This is a genomic window from Dyadobacter luteus, assembly GCF_003383615.1.
Taxonomy (GTDB): Bacteria; Bacteroidota; Bacteroidia; order Cytophagales; family Spirosomataceae; genus Dyadobacter; species Dyadobacter luteus.
Window position 1 is genome coordinate 274,793 of record NZ_QNUL01000002.1, and the last position, 19,739, is coordinate 294,531.

Annotated in this window: 20 protein-coding genes; 16 read left to right on the top strand and 4 right to left on the bottom strand. The window is 46.2% G+C overall.

All coding sequences use genetic code 11. The features are described from left to right. Window positions 1–9 precede the first annotated feature (9 nt). Window positions 10–363, top strand: a complete 354-nt coding sequence (locus DSL64_RS04015; protein ID WP_115829366.1) for a winged helix-turn-helix transcriptional regulator — start codon at window positions 10–12, stop codon at window positions 361–363. A 74-nt stretch (window positions 364–437) separates the two neighbouring features. After that, window positions 438–2,918: an SF1B family DNA helicase RecD2 gene (gene recD2 / locus DSL64_RS04020; RefSeq protein ID WP_115829367.1), complete on the top strand. Its 2,481-nt coding sequence runs from the start codon at window positions 438–440 to the stop codon at window positions 2,916–2,918. A 231-nt stretch (window positions 2,919–3,149) separates the two neighbouring features. Here the strand turns inward: recD2 and DSL64_RS04025 are convergent, their stop codons facing one another. From DSL64_RS04025 to DSL64_RS29135, 4 genes are all read right to left on the bottom strand, one after another. Then, complete coding sequence (locus DSL64_RS04025; protein ID WP_115829368.1) at window positions 3,150–4,781, bottom strand: alpha/beta hydrolase-fold protein; 1,632 nt, start codon at window positions 4,779–4,781, stop codon at window positions 3,150–3,152. Between the two features lie 904 nt (window positions 4,782–5,685). Further along, window positions 5,686–6,051 (bottom strand): LytR/AlgR family response regulator transcription factor, encoded by a 366-nt coding sequence (locus tag DSL64_RS04035; protein ID WP_158547869.1) that lies wholly within the window; start codon window positions 6,049–6,051, stop codon window positions 5,686–5,688. A 211-nt stretch (window positions 6,052–6,262) separates the two neighbouring features. Continuing rightward, the gene (locus DSL64_RS04040; protein WP_199539328.1) at window positions 6,263–7,198 is read right to left on the bottom strand and encodes an aminotransferase class I/II-fold pyridoxal phosphate-dependent enzyme; all 936 of its coding nucleotides are present in this window, start codon (window positions 7,196–7,198) and stop codon (window positions 6,263–6,265) included. Window positions 7,199–7,228: 30 nt separating this feature from the next. Further along, window positions 7,229–7,513, bottom strand: a complete 285-nt coding sequence (locus DSL64_RS29135) for a hypothetical protein (RefSeq protein ID WP_199539325.1) — start codon at window positions 7,511–7,513, stop codon at window positions 7,229–7,231. Between the two features lie 530 nt (window positions 7,514–8,043). Between DSL64_RS29135 and DSL64_RS04045 the strand changes: the two genes are divergently transcribed. From DSL64_RS04045 to DSL64_RS04105, 14 genes are all read left to right on the top strand, one after another. Further along, entirely contained in the window at window positions 8,044–8,307 is a 264-nt protein-coding gene (locus DSL64_RS04045; protein WP_147300328.1) for a hypothetical protein, read from the top strand. Window positions 8,308–8,316: 9 nt separating this feature from the next. Next, window positions 8,317–8,457 carry a hypothetical protein gene (locus DSL64_RS28910; RefSeq protein WP_158547870.1) on the top strand — a complete coding sequence of 47 codons (141 nt, stop codon included), beginning with the start codon at window positions 8,317–8,319 and terminating at the stop codon, window positions 8,455–8,457. Between the two features lie 172 nt (window positions 8,458–8,629). Beyond that, window positions 8,630–8,953, top strand: a complete 324-nt coding sequence (locus DSL64_RS04050) for a DUF4134 domain-containing protein (RefSeq protein WP_445438700.1) — start codon at window positions 8,630–8,632, stop codon at window positions 8,951–8,953. 678 nt (window positions 8,954–9,631) lie between these two features. Continuing rightward, complete coding sequence (locus tag DSL64_RS04055; protein ID WP_115829372.1) at window positions 9,632–9,976, top strand: DUF4133 domain-containing protein; 345 nt, start codon at window positions 9,632–9,634, stop codon at window positions 9,974–9,976. Between the two features lie 22 nt (window positions 9,977–9,998). Next, entirely contained in the window at window positions 9,999–12,467 is a 2,469-nt protein-coding gene (locus DSL64_RS04060) for a TraG family conjugative transposon ATPase (protein WP_115829373.1), read from the top strand. Then, window positions 12,464–13,144, top strand: coding sequence for a conjugal transfer protein TraI (locus DSL64_RS04065; protein ID WP_115829374.1), 681 nt, complete (start codon window positions 12,464–12,466; stop codon window positions 13,142–13,144). The genes DSL64_RS04060 and DSL64_RS04065 overlap by 4 nt, the downstream gene beginning before the upstream one ends. A 22-nt stretch (window positions 13,145–13,166) precedes the next feature. Continuing rightward, window positions 13,167–13,811, top strand: coding sequence for a hypothetical protein (locus DSL64_RS04070; RefSeq protein WP_115829375.1), 645 nt, complete (start codon window positions 13,167–13,169; stop codon window positions 13,809–13,811). An 8-nt stretch (window positions 13,812–13,819) separates the two neighbouring features. Then, the gene (locus tag DSL64_RS04075; protein WP_115829376.1) at window positions 13,820–14,449 is read left to right on the top strand and encodes a TerB family tellurite resistance protein; all 630 of its coding nucleotides are present in this window, start codon (window positions 13,820–13,822) and stop codon (window positions 14,447–14,449) included. 18 nt (window positions 14,450–14,467) lie between these two features. Then, window positions 14,468–15,568 carry a conjugative transposon protein TraJ gene (gene traJ, locus DSL64_RS04080; protein ID WP_229216947.1) on the top strand — a complete coding sequence of 367 codons (1,101 nt, stop codon included), beginning with the start codon at window positions 14,468–14,470 and terminating at the stop codon, window positions 15,566–15,568. Between the two features lie 13 nt (window positions 15,569–15,581). Continuing rightward, window positions 15,582–16,223 carry a conjugative transposon protein TraK gene (traK, locus tag DSL64_RS04085; RefSeq protein WP_115829378.1) on the top strand — a complete coding sequence of 214 codons (642 nt, stop codon included), beginning with the start codon at window positions 15,582–15,584 and terminating at the stop codon, window positions 16,221–16,223. A gap of 16 nt (window positions 16,224–16,239) precedes the next feature. Next, window positions 16,240–16,656 carry a hypothetical protein gene (locus DSL64_RS04090; RefSeq protein WP_115829379.1) on the top strand — a complete coding sequence of 139 codons (417 nt, stop codon included), beginning with the start codon at window positions 16,240–16,242 and terminating at the stop codon, window positions 16,654–16,656. Window positions 16,657–16,661: 5 nt separating this feature from the next. Then, window positions 16,662–17,975: a conjugative transposon protein TraM gene (gene traM / locus DSL64_RS04095; RefSeq protein ID WP_115829380.1), complete on the top strand. Its 1,314-nt coding sequence runs from the start codon at window positions 16,662–16,664 to the stop codon at window positions 17,973–17,975. A gap of 40 nt (window positions 17,976–18,015) precedes the next feature. Further along, window positions 18,016–18,855 (top strand): conjugative transposon protein TraN, encoded by an 840-nt coding sequence (traN, locus tag DSL64_RS04100; RefSeq protein ID WP_115829381.1) that lies wholly within the window; start codon window positions 18,016–18,018, stop codon window positions 18,853–18,855. 29 nt (window positions 18,856–18,884) lie between these two features. Beyond that, window positions 18,885–19,673 carry a hypothetical protein gene (locus DSL64_RS04105; protein WP_115829382.1) on the top strand — a complete coding sequence of 263 codons (789 nt, stop codon included), beginning with the start codon at window positions 18,885–18,887 and terminating at the stop codon, window positions 19,671–19,673. Window positions 19,674–19,739: the final 66 nt, after the last annotated feature.

The following is a 19,739-nucleotide window of genomic DNA, read 5'->3' on the forward strand; positions in this document are numbered from 1 at the left end:
TGTAACCTTATGGAGTGCATCAAAGATTTTCAGCAGGAACACAAATTAGAAATGAGGGCAGTCCGTGATTCTATGGATGTGCTTAACGGGAAATGGAAAATCGCTGTCATTTCCTCAATCTGTTATTATAATAAGAGAAGGTTTTCTGACATTCTGCATGACGTCGAGGGCATTTCCAACAAAATGCTCAGTAAAGAACTGAAAGAACTGGAACTGAACCAGCTTATAAAACGGACGGTTTTGGACAGCCAGCCTGTCAGTGTGCAATATGAACTGACCGAGCATGGTCTGTCGCTGAAGACCATTATTACCAACCTGACAGTCTGGGGCATAGAACACCGGAAAAAAATTTTTGCAACCTGACCACTGTTTATTTCCGTTGGTAACAGCTTCCTGAAATCATATACATCCATCTTTGAAAGCAAGAATTCTGAAATATGGGGCCTATAGACAAATCAACCACTACGGAACTGGAGAAACTCTCAGCTGTCGTCACGCGCGTTACGTTTCACAGTCTGGAAACCGGTTATACGATACTGAAAGTGACAGCTATCCAAAGGCCTGGCCAGGAACTTACTGTGGTTGTTCACCAGTCAAAAGTATTTGCAGGCGCCACGATGGATTTTTATGGTGAATGGGTTACACACCCCAGTTATGGCCTGCAGTTCAAAGCTGCGAAAATTGTCGAGAGAAAACCCGCGACAACAAACGCCCTAGAAAAATATCTCGGATCAGGTCTGATCAGGGGGGTAGGGCCGGCGACGGCCAGAAAAATTGTGAGTTATTTCGGAGAAAAAACACTTGATGTATTTGAAGATGACATCGAAAGCCTTACTCAGATAGATGGGATCGCGCAACGGAAGCTTAGAATGATCAGTGAAGCCTGGATTGAACACCGTCAGATACGCAGTGTGATGATGTTTTTACAGTCACATAACATTTCGACGCTGTTTGCAGTTAAAATCTACAAGGTATACGGCAACGACGCGATTGAGATTGTACAAAGTAACCCTTACCGGCTAGCGTCGGATATATATGGGATCGGCTTTTTATCCGCCGACCATATAGCACTTGGTATGGGGCTGGCGGCGGACTCACCCCAGCGTATCGGGGCTGGTATCGGGCATGTTCTGCAGCATGCGCGAGAGCAGGGTCATTGCTATCTGAACCTGAAGCAGATTCTGCCGGGTGTAAGCGAATTGCTGTCTTTAACAGATACCGAATGCATCACGCGTGTGCTTGATCAGCTTTATGAAAGGGGAGAATTAAAAACCAGACAGTTGCCCGATGAAACGGGTGTGCTGCAGGTTTGCTACTACGCGCATTCGCTGTACTACGACGAGCAGTATATTGCCCTGCGGCTCAAAGAGATGGTCCGGATGACGCCGATGCCGCGTATGCCCGACCTGCAGCAGCGATTGGCGGGTTTCTGCGAGCAACAGGGGATAATACTGAGCGGGGAGCAGAATCAAAGTGTCCGGCAGATCCTTGCAGAACGGGTGTGCGTGCTTACCGGCGGCCCCGGATGCGGGAAGACTACTACGACCCGGGTTTTGGTGGGCATGCTGCAGATGGACGGAAAGCAAGTGATGCTGGCAGCTCCTACCGGCCGCGCTGCACAACGCATGAGCGAGGTGATTGGCCTGGAATCAAAGACCATACACAGATTGCTGGAGGTGGATGCAGTCAACGGAGGTTTCAAAAGAAAGGAGGACAATCCTGTGGAAGCCGATGTTTTGATTGTCGATGAATGTTCGATGCTTGATGTACATCTGACCGCTGCACTACTGCGGGCGCTGGACAAAGATACCCAACTGGTGCTGATCGGTGATGCAGATCAGCTGCCTGCTGTCGGGGCGGGAAATGTGCTGAAAGATGTTATCGCTTCGCAGCAGATTCCCTGCCTGAGACTTACAAAGATATTCCGTCAGGCCCGGGAATCATTGATTATTTCTTATGCACATCAGATCAATACGGGAGTAGTGCCACAGATAACCTCTCCTTTCAACTGGCCGCAGGCGTGGCAGCAAAAACAGGATTGCCTTTTCATAGACTCAGAAGAAGCAACGGGCGAACAGCTCCGCTTCATATCCAAGGTCAAACGCCTGGTGCACGCGACAGCTATAGACGCTGATACCTCACAGATACTTCAGGATCCCTATAGTCAGGATAACGGGCTTGTTATTCCCCAAAAGTTCAGCCATGTAAACCTGGAAGCTTTGGTGAAGGCCCGCAGCCATACGGAAGAATTAAGACAAGTGCTCCAGCGCATTCATCCCTGGTCATCCCTGAGATATGGCTATTCTGCTGTAGATATGGTCGAAAAGCTCTACGATGGTATCATCCAGAAATACTTCGGAAATGAGACCGAAATACAGATACTCTCGCCAATGACGAAAGGATCTTTGGGCACGGCGAATCTGAATAAGGTTATTCAGCAGAAGAAAAATCCTGCCTGTGCCGGAAAAGCTCAGCTTTCCATTGCGGGCAGGGTTTTCCGGCAGTCAGACCGCGTCATCCAGAAGCGTAATAACTATGATCTGAACGTCTTTAACGGGGACATCGGTTTAATTACGGATGTAGACAACGAGGGGATGGAATTGACTGTGCAGTTCAGGGCGGGGCAACAGGTAAAAGAGGTTGTTTATTCAAGGGAAAATCTTCTGGAACTGGATCTGGCCTATGCGATTACTATTCATAAATCACAGGGAAGTGAGTTTGAAACCATCATTATTCCTCTGGTTACCCAGCACTTCAACATGTTGTTTCGCAATCTCGTTTATACTGCAATTACCAGGGCCAGGAAATTGGTGGTTTTTGTCGGTACCAGAAAAGCATTGACGATGGCTATAGGTAAACAAAACCCGGCCGTCAGGCAAACAGCACTGGTATACCTGCTCAATCAGAGTGATAAGTAGACCTGGGACAAGGAAATGGCTGACCTACTTGCTGAGAAAATGCACATTAGCACTGAGCTCGCTTCTTGATCCGGTCCTCAGCGATTGAGAATGGCATAATTTTAAAACCGATGCATAGTACCGGCATTCGCGGGTCAGCACTCAGGCCTGTAAGAAGTTAGATTAAAGGATTGTAGAAAAAGTACCGAGGTTCGCTACTGTATGTGAGTTGCATGTAGATTATTGGAGTACTTATTCAAATTTTAATTGGTCCTGATACTTTCTTATTGATATGAATTTCATTCCATCTTCAAATGAAGGTACAGCAGTACCCATATGTTCCAGGTCTGGGTATACCCGGGTTTGAAGATCGATAATTCTGGAAGTTTTGAGAGCGTCGTTAAAATTTGAAAAAGAGTTTCCTGAAATCTCCATTTCGCCCATCGATAAAAAGAGTTTTAAATTCTTTCCGCCTTTTGGTAAGACTCTTTTTAACTCATTGACGATGTAGTCGTGGTGATAACTTATTGACGGACTGGCTGAGACATAATTATTAAAAACAAGACCCTTGTTTAAGCCTTGACAGAGAGCATATAAGGTAAAATATCCTCCCAGAGAATGTCCCATAATGGTACGATTTGTGGCATCTGTCTTATATTTATATTCTATCTGTGGGATCAGCTCATGTTCCAGAAATTTATAGAAATTTTGACCACCTCCGCTAACAGCAAAACTATCCGTAGCCAGAGCTTTGGGGAATGTATAGTCACGATTCCTGAGTGAATCCATTACATAGGCATCGCGGTAACCAATGCCTACAAGGATAGGCTCTTTAAAGGCTTTTCGCCTGCTAAGCTTGTTTATGGAGGTACTTACATGTTCAAAATAGGCATTTCCGTCCAGATGGTAAACAACAGGGTATTTCGTAACTGAGCTGCGCTGATAATCTTTTGGTAAACGTACAAACACATTAAATGTATCTTTTACGACTTCAGAGTATAATTTGAAAGCTGGTAATGTCTCTTTATCTTCAATCTCATCAGGCGTATCTTTGTCCACCAAGGCTGTAATAAAAAGACAATAATGGTGTGGGGGAGTATTCCATTGACCCAGGCTATTTCTTCGGTAAAAACTCTTACTTGATCCCCCTAATTTTACTTCATAGGTAAGCTTTCTGTCTGCTTTTTCAGCGTCTGGAATACATTCTACTGAAACAATGAAGTCTCCATCTACCACAACTCCGTGATCTGATACATCAAATCGCAACCAACCTTTTTTTACCGGATGCTTTTGCAAGATACTTTTTGCGATAATTCTGTCTGAGGGTTTTTCACCGTCATACCGGTAGAAATTAATCCTGAAACTTGCGCTGTCTTCGGTATCACTGCTTATATAAAGGTTTGCGGACATAATTTGCGCAGGACCGCGCCCTGGTTTTATCAACTGGCCAATTTCAAAAATATCTTCCTGCGAAAACATTCCGTCTGTAAAATGTATCGGGCCACCGCGTTTTTTGATCCCAAACTTTTTTTCAATTGGTCTGTTTTCACGGATTGTGAGTTCGTTTAACTCGACAGTTCTTTCCCGGAGTTTTATGTTTACGGACTTTTTATCACTGAGCATTTTAACGGGTAAATCCAGCTGCTGAAAACCTACCAGTGAAAAACTAAGGGTATCTCTCAGATTTTCATCTGGTATTTTTATGGAAAACCCACCATTTTCCCGTGAGATGGTCCCGATATTTTTTTTATTTATACCAACATTAACATACGCAAGTGGCTGGTTATTGCTGGCATCCACTACGTTTCCTTCAATTATGGTCTGAGATTGAACAAGGTAATTATCGCCAAAAATGAGTATCATCAAAATCAATCTGGTGATCATGGTTCACTGTTTATTATAAAAAATACATAACGCTTGTATCTGGTTACGTAGTTTTTGGGGAATATGTTGCATTATTTACAGGTTTAGATTGTTCATCCTGTTTTAAAAATCCTGGGGTATAAACTCTGGCGGATCTCATTACAGCAGCCCTTCGGATCTGATACTTTTCTTAGTATGTGAAATCTGCCATGAAGCGATAACTTCCCGGGCCGGTCTTTTATTCTAGGGTGTGCTTCAAAGAACCGGACAAACCGCATGCGTGACAAAATCCCGGCTAAGCACTGCCGAATATATATATAAACGGTTGCTTACAACCCTGTCTGACTTGCCTTGATGTATGTGGTTGGTAACAGGTACATATCCTGAATTGACAACAAGCGAAACCCTTTGCGGAAACTTTAAAAAGAGAAAAAAATTACCAGCTATCTTTTCATAGTGAAAGTCCGGCAGACGGTATGTGTTTTAAGGTCGGGATACTGTTTACATAACTCTTCGATTATTCTTAAACAGATCGTATCGAACTCTTTGTCATCTGCATAAACTTTAGCGATCTGCCTGTGCGTGAAATGGCATTCCAAGGAATTAGCCAAGCCATCGATTTTAAATTCAAAGCTTGCGCCGGTACTGTTAATTATATCGTTTCCACAGACCGTGGATTGTAATGCGCTGATCAGATAACAGGTAAGGGCAGTTCTCAGTATCTGAGCGTTTTCGAATTCAACAGGTGTGGTCATAGTGTAGCAAGGTAACTTTCCTGTAAGACCTGCTACTTTCATTTTCGTCACCGGGGCGTCTACCGGGAGCAACCGGTCTGGCGCTTGTTTGCTCAGAAATCTGATGCGCCTGCCGGTATCTGCTTGATTACCAAACAGAGCGCATCATTTTCTGATCAAATTAACTGAGGTTATGATATGAGTATTTTCCTTACCAGGGTAATAAAATTTCTTGCTGAAAGAGGCTTGAAAGCCGAAGCTTTGATCCGGGGATCGCTCAGATCCATAGTGTAAAGGTTGTCGGCTGTTATCAAACCTACCTTTACATCGGCTTCAGGCAAAGCAGCGAGCATCTGAAGGCCAGTCATATAGGGCATATTATAATCAAGAAAAACGATGTCTGGCTTTAATGACCTGATTTTCTCGATCCCGTCGACAGGAGAGTAACAGTTGGCCAGCAGTGTTAAGTTAGGCATCGTACTCAGATGAAATTCCAGGTCCTGGTGGCAACCGGGGTCGTCGTCAATAATAATACAGGTGTAAATTGGTGTCTGCATGGGAAGTAAGGTTAAGTGCAAATACGTCATAAGCCGGATACGGCTCTGGCTTTCTGTGTCGTTAATTCACCGATGAGTTACAAAGTATAATCTGCCGAACCAAGGAACTATTGAAATCTGAAAACAGATTATTCAAATAGTCAAAGAATATCTGGTGCGGTTAATCTTCATGTATGGCCGGCCGGCCTGGTTTTAAACTGAGATGTCACAGTCACATCACCCGTTTGATATGCTCAAATGCATTCAGTGTTTTGTCAAGATGCTCACGGGTATGAGTAGCCATTACGCTCATTCTAATGCGGGCATTCTTTTTGGCGACTGCCGGATAAAGAATAGGGTTGGTATAAATGCCGGCTTTCAGAAGCATCGAACCGACATCAGAGGTTTTGTGCGGATCTCCGATTTTAACCGGTATGATTGCAGACCCGGTAATGCCTACATCAAGGCCAAGACTGATTAATCCGTTTTTGAAATAAGTGATGTTCTCTGATAGCCTGGCCTGCCACTGCGGCTCCTGGTCAATCAGCTCTATAGCTTTAATAATTCCTGCCACCGCTGGCGTCGAAGTGGCCGAGAATATATGCTGGCGGGATTGAAACTTTAAATATGCTGCTACCTTGGGCGGCGCGATCACATAACCTCCGATGCCTGCGAACGTTTTACTGAAAGTTCCTGTGATAAAATCCACCTGATCAATCACCGAGTAAAGTTCCATGGCCCCACGGCCGGTTTTGCCTATTACTCCTATGCCATGCGCGTCATCGACCATCAGGTAAGCGCCATAACGGTTGGCGAGTTCTCTTATTTTATCCAGTGGAGCGATATCCCCGTCCTGTGAATAAACCCCGTCGATGATGATCATTTTAGTCCGGTAACTGCCCTGAACGTCTTTGAGTATCCTTTCCAAAGACTGAAGGTCATTATGAGGAAAGCTTTTTCTGTTCGTCAGAAGGCAGCCCTCGTAAACACTGGCGTGCACGGCCATGTCAACGATGGCAATGTCCTCTTTTCTCAGAAGGCTCTGAAGTGAGGCGCTGTTGGCCGTGTAGCCGGTGGTATAGATCACGGCCGAATCCGGGCTATGAGAGAAGAATGAAGAGATCGTTTCTTCAAGCTGCTGGTGGAAACTGAAGTGTCCGCCGATCAGCGGCGATGCCCCGGCGCCGGTGCCATAATTTTAAATGGCATCGATTACCGCTTTTTTGACCAGAGGATGCTGTGTGAAACCCAGATAATCATTGGAAACAAAACTCACATGTCTTACCGGCTGCCCACCGCTGTAAGGCGTGATTATATTCATTTCAGGTCCGCACCCTGAGCTGTTCACAAGGCGGTAATTCATGTGGCCGCTGTCTTTCATGAACTCAAGAAAGTCATAAAAAACATCAGCCCTTTCAATAGCATCCAGGCCGGGAATGTTTTCAAAATCCCGGAAGCTTGCTGTGGCGAAATTAATGTTCATTGCTGTGATATGTTTAAGTGGCTGGTAAGGAATTTGTGAAATTTACTGGTAGTTTTTCGTCGAAACGGTTACATAGTAAATTAATTTAATCCTGCCGCAGCTCGCGTGTACCATTCGAATACGTATAATGTGTTGATGTCTGTAGTCAGCCGGGGCCCGGGAAAGTGTACCCGGCAGGTGTTCGGCCAGAGCCTTTCAGGTTGATCCGGACAGCGCAGGCAGAAAATCGCCGTTGGGTAATTAACTGCAAAGTGGTCAATAGTCTTCGTTTCAATGATTTTATGAATTGTAACGGAGCGGAAAATCAGGCATTGACCATCTGATATGGCTGCTTACAGAAAAAAGCAACATTTTTTTATCATTTGAAAATCAGTGGAATAGATCCCAGTCACGCCCGGGCGCAGAGGGGAGGCGGAAAAAGCTGCGCTTTTAAATCCCCGCAGCTCAATCTTACTTTGTAGCCATCAAACATGATCACCGGTGCAGACAAGGTGACTGTGCATTTGCGAAACTATAAACGATACAATCTTATGTTTACGACCAATCCCTGGGTAGTTTATGCATATCTGACCGGCCCCGTAATTGTGGGTTACTATCTGTTTGCTGTCTTTCGATTTTACGGAAAAGAAATCAAGGCGTGGAACAGGATGACAGCGGACCGAATCAGAAATCCGTCAGCGAAATCAGCTGCGGTGGATAATTACCACAAAGATCCGGCGGAAACCGGATTGATTCAGCTCCGACCAGAGCTCGGTGCCGGTGAGATCAATCCGGCCGGACCTCAGGAAGGCTGACTGGCAGCCATGAATAATGACGATCTGGCAGCAGGTATTACAGAACTGATCCGGCGGGGCCACCAGAAAGGTTACGACAGAAGTGAGCTTATGCTGCGGGTTCAGAGGGCTTTAAGGATTTTCAAAATACCGGGCATTGATTCTGATTGAGAATGAATGCGCAAAGTACAGCCTCCTACACCTTGGTGAACAGGATAAAGCGGCGATTGGGGGTAAGGTGTAGTGGGGCGGTGTGTTTGTCTGGGCAGCATTTCCCGCCAGTGGGCGGGAAGCTGCCGGCAAACCAATGAAACAGCATGTTCAACTTTTAAATAGGTGTGGTATGAAAAGAAGGGTTATGATTTTAAAGGTTAAAAGAAAGCTGCTGCTGACGGCGGTAGGCGCTGTGACAGCCGTGTCAGCATTTTCTCAGGATGGTGCGGCCGGGATTGAAGAAGCAAATTCTCAGGTGCGCTCTTACTTTGAGCCGGGAACGAATCTGATGTATGCCATTGGGGCAGTGCTTGGCCTCGTTGGCGCGGTGAAGGTCTTTCAGAAATGGAATGCGGGGGATCAGGATACAGGCAAGGTGGCGGCAGCCTGGTTCGGCAGCTGTATTTTTCTGGTGGTCGTAGCCACAGTGCTGCAATCTTTCTTCGGATTGTAGAAGAGCGCTTTCAAAGCAGGCGAAGAGATACCTACCCCGAATGCTCTTGACTACAGGCCACCGGATCATAAGATCCAGATTCACACCGGCCCGGGCCTTGGAGAATTCTTTTTATAAGGTCCGGCCAGGGCAGAAACCAAAGGTTTTGATAGCAGGCAGACAGGATAGGGAGCTGATTTGGCAAAAGGGCCGAAGTGGCCCTGAGCCAGATCAGAAATCAGACCGCAGCGTATCAATTAACCAATACGGTTATGACCAGTAAATGCTTTGAGGGCAGGCTCCGAGAGAATATGTGGTGTTTTGTCAAGGCCAATACTGCCGACCTGACCGGTGAGCTTGAAGAATCTGGCGGCTGATTTGAAACCATCACGTTTTAATTGCCTGACAGCTGTACTGAAAGACGGATTTGCCGGGATTTATAAAAGCTGGTATCAGAAAGGCCAGACCACAGGGCATACTATCAAATGGTTTGTGATCTGTTGGGACTCAATTCAGATAGTGCTGTTATAACCGGACTTATTATCTGGTTAAAACAGAGATTCTGATCTACCTAGGTGAGCTCTCGGACGAACAGGGCTGAAAATATGGTTTACGTATATGTATTAACGGCAGTTTTGGTTAGGCCGGCTTGACAAGTATGTAAAGGATTATAAAGATTGCAAATTAACACAAGGCTTTATGGCAACTAACAGATACGTAATTAACAAAGGGGTCAATCAGAGCATTGTATTCAAGGGACTGAGAGCGCAGTATATCTGGTATATGGGAGCTGCTATGTTCGCTCTTCTGATCCTTTACTCAATCATGTATGTAGCGGGCATTAATACCTACATCAGCTTGGGTATTACCGTGTGCACAGGCACAGGAGTGCTTGTATGGATCTACCATCTGAGCAGTACCTACGGAGAGCACGGACTGATCAAGGCGCTGGCCAAACGCAGTATCCCGCGTGTGATTAAATCCCATTCAAGGAAGGTGTTCATCAGGCGCGGTGCGCCCGGGGAAAAGAACCAGAAATATTAACGAAACAAATCAGCAAGTGAAGATGGAAAAGGTGATAGATGATTTGCTGCCGATACTGGATATGGAAAATGGGTGTATTCTCTCCAAGCAGGGAGATGTTACAGTGGTGTTTCAAACAGAGCTGCCTGAGATATTCAGTCTTTCGGATAAGGATTATGACACGCTGCATCAAAGTTTTGTGAAAGCTTTAAAAATGCTTCCAGCCGGCAGCGTATTTCATAAACAGGATTATTTTATTGACAGTCGTTACAGGGCTGAATTTGGTGATCAGGACACAAGTTTTCTGTCTTTAAGCAGCGAGAGGTTTTTCAATGAGCGGCCTTATCTGGCGCACAGCTGCTATATCATGCTGACCAGAAAGCCCAAAGCGCGCAAGGCTTCAAGCTCGCTTTTCTCTAATCTGATCCGGCCCGCGCTTGTACCGCAGGACGCCATGGATGTGGCCGTTCATCAGGATTTTATTGATGCAGCCGATCAGTTCAGGCGCGTTTTGGAAGACAGCGGATATGTAAAGCTGCGTCAGCTCGAAGACCATGAGCTTTTTAGCTACGCCGGTAAAGCAGGGCTGATTGAAAGGTATTGCTATCTGAGCGAGCAGCAGACCAGTAGCATGATCCGGGACATAGAGTTCAAGGACGGTATAAAGATCGGTGAAAAGTACTGTCAGCTCTACACGCTTGCTGATGCGGCTGATCTGCCGGGATCCGCCGGGGCTGGCACTACTTATGAGAAGTACTCTACGGATAAGACAAAGTTCAGTATCGGTTTTGCTTCAACGCTCGGGCAGCTTCTATCCTGTAACCATATTTATAACCAGTATGTTTTCATTGAAGACAGCGGCGCTGCCATCAGGCGTTTGGAAAGCAAAAGGCTCAGGCTTCAGTCTTTGTCTGTTTACGCAAGGGAGAACTCTCTGGCGCTGGATGCGGCCAACGAGTTTTTGAACGAAGCGGTCAAAGAGCAGCGCTCGCCGGTCAAAGCCCATTTCAATGTGCTTGCCTGGACAGATAAACGCTCAGAGCTTCAGCAGATCAAAAGTATGGTCTCATCAGCTCTGGCGCAAATCGATGCTACTGTCAAACTGGAAACGACGGGTGCTCCACAGATATTCTGGGCAGGCATTCCTGGCAATGAGGCCGATTTTCCTATGAATGAGACCTTCGATACGTTCGCAGAGCAGGCAAGCTGTTTTCTGAACCTGGAGACAGGATATATCTCCTCGCTCAGCCCGGTAGGTATCCGGCTTGGGGATAGGCTCACCGGAAAACCGGTACATGTAGATATCAGTGATGAGCCGATCAGGCTTGGAATCTGCACAAACCGTAACAAGTTTATTCTTGGGCCTTCGGGTAGCGGCAAGTCCTTTTTTACCAACCATATGATCCGGTCTTACTATGAGCAGGGGGCCCATGTGGTGCTCGTCGACGTGGGGCACTCTTATAAAGGGCTCTGTGATCTGGTCGAAGGATATTACTTTACCTACGACGAAAAGCATCCGATCCGTTTCAATCCGTTTTATATTGAAGGCCGCGCAAAGCCTGATACAGAGAAAAAGGAGAGTATTAAAACACTGCTCTTAGCACTTTGGAAAAAAGACAACGAGGTTTTCAAAAGAAGCGAGTATGTGGCGCTCTCCAATGCGCTGACGCTTTACTACCAGTTTTTGCAGGAGCATCCAAGGGTTGTAGCATCGTTTGATTCTTTCTATGATTTTCTCAGAGATGTCTTTGTCAAGGTGCTGCAGGATGACCAGGTAAAAGACCGTGATTTTGATGTGTCCAACTTTTTGTATGTGCTTAGACCCTATTACAGAGGGGGTGAGTTTGATTACCTTTTAAATGCGAGCGAGAACCTGGACCTTCAAAATCAGCGGTTTATTGTCTTTGAGCTGGATGCTGTGAAAGATCATCCGATTCTTTTTCCTGTGATCACCATCATTATCATGGAGGTATTTATCTCCAAGATGAGAAAGCTCAAAGGGATAAGAAAAGTCATATTGATCGAAGAGGCATGGAAAGCGATTGCCAAAGAGGGGATGGCAGAATACATACGCTATCTGTTTAAAACGGTCAGAAAGTTTTTCGGAGAGGCCATTGTTGTTACCCAGGAGGTCGAGGACATTATTTCATCACCGGTAGTCAAACAGGCCATTATCAACAACAGTGATTGCAAGATACTGCTAGACCAGAGCAAGTATCAAAACAAGTTTGACCAGATTCAGCAGCTGCTGGGGCTGACAGAAAAGGAGAAGGCCCTTGTGCTGTCAGTCAACAAGGCCAATGACCCGCTTAAAAAATACAAAGAGGTCTTTATCAGTTTGGGCGGAATCAGTTCAAAGGTCTACCGCACAGAAGTGAGTCCTTCGGAATATCTGGCCTACACGACAGAGGAAACCGAAAAGATCAAAGTAGGCGAGTATGCAAAAAAATACGGCAGTGTGAAAAAAGGGATCAGTGTTTTGGCATCAGAGTTAACAAAGGGGAAAAAATGAGAAAGAACATCCTATTTTTTTTGTTTGTGAGCCTGGCCGTGCTCACGCCGGTTCACACCGCTCAGGCGGCAAACCCCTGGGCTGCTATTATCAAAGCTGCGATCAAAAGGGTGGTAAGGGCAGTAGACCTTCTGATACAACGCAGGCAGAATGCAGTCATTAAACTTCAGAATGCGCAGAAGGCCCTGGAGAATACCATGTCCAAACTGCATCTGGATGAAATTACCGACTGGGTCAAAAAGCAGCGCGACCTTTACAAGGAGTATTACGATGAGCTCAAAAAGGTCAAAGCGGTCATCTCTTATTATTTCCGCATAAAGCAGATCGCCGAGAAGCAGGTGCTGATCGTTGAGCAGTACCAAAAGGCTTGGGGATTGTTTCAGTCCGACAAGCATTTCAGCTACTCAGAGCTTATTTACATGCAGAAGGTGTATGAGGGGATTTTGGAGCAAACCGCGAAAAATGTTGATATGCTATCACTTGTTGTCACCGCATTCTCAACGCAGATGACTGATGTGGAAAGACTTGAAATGATCACCCGTGTAGCAGATCAGGTCGAGTTGGTGCACGACGAGCTGGTGAGTTTTAACCGGCAAAACCAGATGCTGAGTCTGTCGCGAGCCAGAAGCGAACTGGATGCCAAACTGATAAAACAGCTATACGGGATACAGGACTAGCAAAGTTAACAAGCCAGCAATTATGGGAAAGATTATAGCTACACTCGTTTTGGCATTGCTTAGCTGCTCGGGATGCTGCGCGCAGCGGCTGGCAGAATGGTTAAACCAGAATAAAACCCAGAAGGAGTATCTGATTGAGCAGGTTGCGCATCTGAAACTGTATCTGGAGTTGACCCAGAAGGGGTATCAGCTCGCTAAGCAGGGGCTTACCATGATTGGAGATATCAAAAGGGGGGAGCTCGCACTTCACAAAAACCGGTTTGATTCCCTTCTGATTGTAAGTGGTCAGGTAGGCTCGCATCCCGGACTCGTAGAGCTCACCAAAATGCATGGCAGGATCAACCAGATCTGCGCGCAGCTTACCGGCCAGTTGGCCAGTGAACAGGTTCTGACCCAGCAGCAGCTTGATTATATCGACCAGGTACTTGGCGTTGTCTATGATGATTGTCAGGGGATCATCTATGGTATGTTCGCTGTGATCCGAAGTGGTAATCTTTCGATGAGTGACCAAGGCAGGATCAAAAGAATCGATGCGCTGCTGGCGCGAATGCAGGACAACTATCTGTTCACTGAAAGTTTCGCCGAACAGGCCCGCCTGCTGGCATCAGAGGTCGCAAAAGAAAAAACAGAAATTGAAAACAGCCGGGTTTTACACGGCATAAAATAAAAAAAGCGATGAGAAGAAAATTTCTGAATCTGCTGCTGCTGGTTTTTCTTTCCAGCACAGTAAAGGTAAAAGCCCAGACCGCCGAGGTCACACAGTTAGTGCTTAACATTGAAAAACTTGACCAGCTGCGCAAGATCCTGCAGGAGCTCAAAGATGGTTACCAGATTCTTTTTAAAGGATACAGTACCATCAGAGATCTCTCCAGAGGTAATTTTAAGCTGCACGAAGCTTTTCTGGACGGACTTTTACAGGTAAGCCCGGCGGTAAAAAATTACAGCAGGGTGCAGGATATTATCCGCTGTCAGCTTGCTATCATCAAAGAATACAAATCTGCCTATCAGAAGCTGTCTTCCTCGGGAAGTTTTTCTTCCGCCGAGCTTGATTACATATCCGGCGTCTACGAAAGGCTCGCTTCGCAAAGTTTAAAAAATCTGGATGCGCTCGACACAGCCCTTACTCCCAAAAAGCTCAGGGCATCCGATGATGAAAGACTTGGTTTGATCGACAGGGTTTACCAGGATATGACAGATCAGCTATCATTTCTCAGGAGTTTTAATTCCAATGCCGGACTTCTTTCCGCGCAGCGCAGCGCGGAGAAGGCTGATATAGAATTGACAAAAAAGCTCTACGATTTATAACCTTTAAAACACTGACTTGTGAAAAACAAACTAATGATCACATGCTTTGTGATCGCGGTATTGCTATGGCCACACAGCGCTCCGGCCCAGGGCTTTGAACAGCAAATAAGGGGTCTGAACGGTGTATTAGACGAGCTCTACAGTGAAATGCTGCCTTTGTGTAGCAGGCTGATTAACGTAGGAAGGGGGATTGCAGGTTTTGCGGCCATCTTCTACATCGGAAACCGCGTCTGGCGTCACCTTGCCAGCGCAGAGCCGGTTGATTTTTATCCGCTGCTGCGCCCGTTTGTATTAGGGTTTGCGATCATGTTTTTCCCTTTGGTGATCGGCATGATCAACGGCATACTCTCGCCCACAGTACGCGGCACTGCGGGTATGGTCAAAGATTCGGACAAAGCGATTGCGATACTTTTAAAAAAGAAGGAGGATGCTATTAAAAGCTCTGATTTCTGGCAGATGTATGTAGGCGATGACCAGAAGGGAAGCCGGGAAAAGTGGCTGAAATACACCTACGGGGATGATTACTCTGAGGGCTTTGGTGATGGAATCAGCAATGACATCAAGTTTTACATGGCCAAGCAGTCTTATAATTTCCGCAATTCAATCAAGGCTGCGCTCGCTGAGATACTCAGGGTTGTTTTCGAATCGGCCGCGCTTTGCATTAACACAATGCGCACTTTTCAACTGGTTGTACTGGCCATTGTCGGCCCGATCGTGTTTGGTATCTCGGTATTTGACGGCTTTCAGCATACGCTCATTGCCTGGATCGCGCGCTATATTAATGTGTACCTATGGCTTCCGGTAGCCAATATTTTCGGGGCTATTATCGGCAAGGTTCAGGAAAAGATGATCGCTTTGGATATCCGTCAGGTGCAGGGCAGCGGCGATACTTTTTTCAGTGCACATGACAGCGCGTATCTGATTTTTCTGATCATAGGCATTGTCGGATACTTCTCTGTACCATCCGTGGCAGGCTACATCATTCAGGCCGGGGGGAGCAGCGCTATGCTCAACAAGGTAACCTCGCTTTTCGCTGCGGCAGCTTCAGGCGCGGGCAACAGAGCCTTTCCGGCCGGTGGTGGTTTTGGACGCTTGCCAAGACCAAAGTCAAAATCTTAAACGTAGATGAAAGATGTTTTCAAAAGCAAAAGATATTCAAAGGGCGTTTAGCCATATCCGTGTCTTTACTTTTCTTGTGGTAGTCTGTAGTTTTTTGTTCTGCTGCTTTGCTGTCTACAAAAGCTATCAGCTCACCGGGCAAAGCAGTGACCGGATCTTTATTCTGGCAGATGGCAAGGTGCTTGAAGCTTACGCGTCTGATCGAAGAGACAATATAGCGGTTGAAGCAAGGGATCATGTGGCGAGCTTTCACAGGTTCTTCTTTACACTGGACCCGGATGAAAAAGCGATCCAGTCCAATGTGGTCAAAGCGCTTTATCTGGCTGACGGGTCTGCTAAAAAGCAATACGACAATCTGAGAGAATCCGGCTTTTATACCAGCATTATTTCAGGCAACATCAGCCAGCAGATTTCAGTCGACAGTGTGACTGTTGATACAGGCAAGTATCCCTACTACTTCCGATGCAGGGCTTCTCAGCAGATTGTCCGCGCTACAAGCATCGTGACCAGAAGCCTTGTGACCGAAGGACATCTGCGCACTGTGTCAAGAAGCGATCATAACCCGCACGGATTTCTGATTGAGGGTTGGACTACACTCGAAAACAAGGATATCAGCAGTCAGAACCGCGTGCTAAGAAACAATCCGATCTTTTAAATAAAACCTGACAACTATGTTTTACCAGTTCAATGCCCATAAGCACACACCGCCAAATCGGAATAGGACAGTAGTAGACCATGGGAAATATACAGGCCGGCAGATGATGTCGGCACTCAGCCAGCTACAGGACCGCTGGATAAAGTTTACAGATATCCACAAAGGAGGGCTTCCAAAAATACTATTGGCGCTGATTTATGCTAATCTGGGATGCGGTTATGTATTAGCAATTCTCTGCATGATCCTGATTGCGCGCACTGAGCCTACAGATGTGCTTCCAATACCTGACAGGATTTCAATGCCTGCATGGTCAGATGCAGGTCTGCTAGATCAGAGTTCTGAGCATCTGACCGAATTTGAGCTTTACCTTGATAGTCTTGAAAAGCAGCTTGTGCTGGACAGTATTAATCATTTACAAACCATTAAAAAATAACAGCAATGGAAAACTCAGCTGATTCGGCCCGATTCTTACAGCAGCGAAGATTTTATATGATGCTACCCGTGCTGGTAATACCCTTTGTGACCCTTATTTACTGGGTACTGTTTGCAAAGGGTGCTAAACCCGGCGCGCAGACCGCGCACAGCCAGGGGCTGCTCACCAGTCTGCCTGACGCGATGCTTAAGGAAGATAACGATATTAATAAATTGAGTTTTTATCAGCGGGCGGCAGCTGATTCAGCAAGGCTCAGTGAGCTGATCCGCAAGGACCCTTACCATGTTGCTCAGACAGCAAATGATGATACACTGCAGACCGGCCAGCTGGCAGGATTGCAAGGGCCGGTTTCCAAAAAAGAAAAACCGGTCAGCTATAGAGGGAAAACCTACACTGGCGCCAGTGAGGTGAAAATTATCAGAAAGCTCAATCAGCTTGACAAAGCGCTTAGCAGCCCTGCAGAGCCGGCCTTCAGTCCGGTGGATAAAGACATCAATATTCAGGATCCAGGCGCCGGCGATCAGATCCGCAAACTTGAAACGCTGATGAGTAGTATGCAGAATGGGCCGGCACGTGCGGACGTATATGCTGATCCGGAGATTGCCGAGCTTAACGGAATGCTCGATAAAATTATCAGGATCCAAAACCCTGAACTTGATGGGGATAAAGTCAAAGAGCAGTCTGAGGCGGGGAAACAGAAAGTCTTCTCTGTTCAAAACATCTCTTTTGATAATCCCGTTAATTTACTGAGCACTGGGCGGGCTGAAGATTCACTAGGGCAGCAGACCCTGCAGGAAATCCCATTTGAGCAAAGCGGCTTTTTTGGTCTGGATCAGAGTGCGGTGTCTTCTGCCAGCAACGCTTTCTCTGCAGCGATTGCTCAGGATCAGACAATCACTGCCGGTTCAACAGTCAAGCTAAGTCTGATGCAGGATATCGACATTGCCGGAATACTGATTCCGAAAGGAAGCTTTGTGTATGGAGTGGCATCTTTGAACAATGAGCGGCTGATAATCAAAATAACGTCGGTCCGATATGAAAACAGTCTGTTACCTGTAAAACTTTCGGTCTACGATCTGGATGGGATTGCGGGAATTTACATCCCTGGTGCAATTGAACGAGACGTGGCCAAGCAGTCTTTGAGCCAGGATATCCAAGGGGTCAGTATAGGCTCGATTGATCCTTCATTAGGTGCGCAGGCGGCCAGCGCTGGTATTCAAACTGCGAAGACACTGATGAGCAGAAAGACCAGGCTACTTCAGGTGAAAGTGAAAGCCGGTTATCAGGTGCTTCTCCGCGATTTGGATGCCAGGGGTTAACGAACCTGAATCTAATCTAAAACATTATAGCTAACCGATTATGAAAAATTACACAAGAAAAATACTGCAGCTTCTGCTTGTTTTAGCTGCCGGTATGTTACATGCCCAGAACCCGCAGGAGCAGATGTATGCCGGCGCGTCTTATCCGCTGGAGCTGACCACAGCGAAGACTACACATCTTGTTTTTCCATTTGACATTATCAGCGTAGATAGGGGTAGCGAGAATATTCTGGCCCAGAAGGCCAGGGGAGCTTCCAATGTCCTGCAGGTAAAAGCGGCCAGATCCGGTTTTCAGCAGACGAGTCTGACTGTAATTACAGCCGACAAAAAGCTTTACGGATTTACGGTAGATTACGTTTCTAGTCCGCTGCAAACCATTATTGAATTTGTAGCGGGCCCGCCCGCGCCTGCAGTGCATCTGCAGGATCCGGCTTATAATCAGGCCGAGCTGGAAGAATTCTCTGAAAAAGTGCTGGATCAACCTAAGTCGGTGCGCGGTGTTAGAGACAAAAGTATTCAATCATCGTTTTCACTGGATGGTATTTTCATTCATAAAGACGTGATCTATTACCAGCTTCGCGTAAAAAATAACTCCCAGCTCAGCTATGATATAGAAAGTGTTAGATTTTTTGTCCGTGATAAAAAGCGGGTTAAGCGCACTGCTATACAGGAGCATGAAATCAGCCCTTTACATACCCGGTCATCTTCGGGCCTAGTGCTGGCAGAATCCACGCAACTTTTTGTGTATGCCCTGCCCAAATTTACTACTGACAAAGGCCAGTACCTAAGCATCGAGCTCAGAGAAAAAAATGGAGGCAGGCACCTTAATCTTGATGTATCAGCCAGAAAAATAGTAAGCGCCAAAGCCATTGCAGAATAACAGCCATTTGTATTTAAACCAATAAGATCATGAATCAGAAAAATTTCGATTATCTCAAAGACCAGATCAAGTACTCAGGATTTGGCGAAGGGTTGGAAAGCCAGCTGAAAGAAAACATGCAAAAACAAGCGCCCGAGTTCACGCTTCACCATCAGAATACTTTCGGAAAAGATGAGACGAGTTCAGCATTGCACTTTAAAAAATCGCCGAGCAGTGATATGTACTTTTTTAACAGTTACCAGGTGTCTGTGAAAAAGCAGGATCAGACCGAGAAGATCAGCCAGTCCTTCTACATCGAGAAAAATAATAGCATCACCTTAAAGGAGGCATTTAACCTTATGCATGGCAGGGCGGTAAACAAGGATTTGACCAATAAGGAAGGGCAGAGCTATAACGCCTGGGTTCAGCTTGACTATAAAAATACGGATCAGGCGGGCAGTTATAAACTCAAACAATTCCATCAGAACTACGGCTTTGAAATCGAAAAGGCGCTCGCAAAGCTTCCGATTAAAGAGCTTGGCAACCAGCAGGATAAAACAAGGCTGGTTGAATCGCTTCAAAAGGGTAACCGGCAGTCTGTGACTTTCATTGAGAATGGCACTGAGCAGAAACGTTTGATCGAGGCCAATCCTCAGTTTAAATCCATTACGGTCTATGATGGTAATGAAAAGCGCATCAGGCAGCAGTTGTCGGAAAAACAGGCAGAAAAACAAACACTATCGCAGAAAAAAGGTCAGCAAGTAACTCAACAGCCCGATGAAAATGATCAAAGCTCAGTCAAAGCAGGAAAGCGAAAAGGGCTCTCTGTTAGTCAGTAAGACCTGTGAATTAGGCCCGTTAGCTAGTTTTTTCAAAGCCATCGAAAAAGATCCCCGGATCAGTAG

Coding starts and splice junctions, on each gene's coding strand:
- DSL64_RS29135 (WP_199539325.1), bottom strand. CDS start 7,513: ATGAACATTAATTTCGCCACAGCAAGCTTCCGGGATTTTGAAAACATT.
- DSL64_RS04105 (WP_115829382.1), top strand. CDS start 18,885: ATGAATCAGAAAAATTTCGATTATCTCAAAGACCAGATCAAGTACTCA.
- DSL64_RS04070 (WP_115829375.1), top strand. CDS start 13,167: ATGGGAAAGATTATAGCTACACTCGTTTTGGCATTGCTTAGCTGCTCG.
- DSL64_RS04015 (WP_115829366.1), top strand. CDS start 10: ATGGAGTGCATCAAAGATTTTCAGCAGGAACACAAATTAGAAATGAGG.
- DSL64_RS04065 (WP_115829374.1), top strand. CDS start 12,464: ATGAGAAAGAACATCCTATTTTTTTTGTTTGTGAGCCTGGCCGTGCTC.
- DSL64_RS04035 (WP_158547869.1), bottom strand. CDS start 6,051: ATGCAGACACCAATTTACACCTGTATTATTATTGACGACGACCCCGGT.
- traN (WP_115829381.1), top strand. CDS start 18,016: ATGAAAAATTACACAAGAAAAATACTGCAGCTTCTGCTTGTTTTAGCT.
- DSL64_RS04050 (WP_445438700.1), top strand. CDS start 8,630: ATGAAAAGAAGGGTTATGATTTTAAAGGTTAAAAGAAAGCTGCTGCTG.
- DSL64_RS04090 (WP_115829379.1), top strand. CDS start 16,240: ATGTTTTACCAGTTCAATGCCCATAAGCACACACCGCCAAATCGGAAT.
- DSL64_RS04060 (WP_115829373.1), top strand. CDS start 9,999: ATGGAAAAGGTGATAGATGATTTGCTGCCGATACTGGATATGGAAAAT.
- DSL64_RS04075 (WP_115829376.1), top strand. CDS start 13,820: ATGAGAAGAAAATTTCTGAATCTGCTGCTGCTGGTTTTTCTTTCCAGC.
- DSL64_RS04045 (WP_147300328.1), top strand. CDS start 8,044: ATGTTTACGACCAATCCCTGGGTAGTTTATGCATATCTGACCGGCCCC.
- traK (WP_115829378.1), top strand. CDS start 15,582: ATGTTTTCAAAAGCAAAAGATATTCAAAGGGCGTTTAGCCATATCCGT.
- DSL64_RS04025 (WP_115829368.1), bottom strand. CDS start 4,781: ATGATCACCAGATTGATTTTGATGATACTCATTTTTGGCGATAATTAC.
- recD2 (WP_115829367.1), top strand. CDS start 438: ATGGGGCCTATAGACAAATCAACCACTACGGAACTGGAGAAACTCTCA.
- traM (WP_115829380.1), top strand. CDS start 16,662: ATGGAAAACTCAGCTGATTCGGCCCGATTCTTACAGCAGCGAAGATTT.
- DSL64_RS28910 (WP_158547870.1), top strand. CDS start 8,317: ATGAATAATGACGATCTGGCAGCAGGTATTACAGAACTGATCCGGCGG.
- DSL64_RS04055 (WP_115829372.1), top strand. CDS start 9,632: ATGGCAACTAACAGATACGTAATTAACAAAGGGGTCAATCAGAGCATT.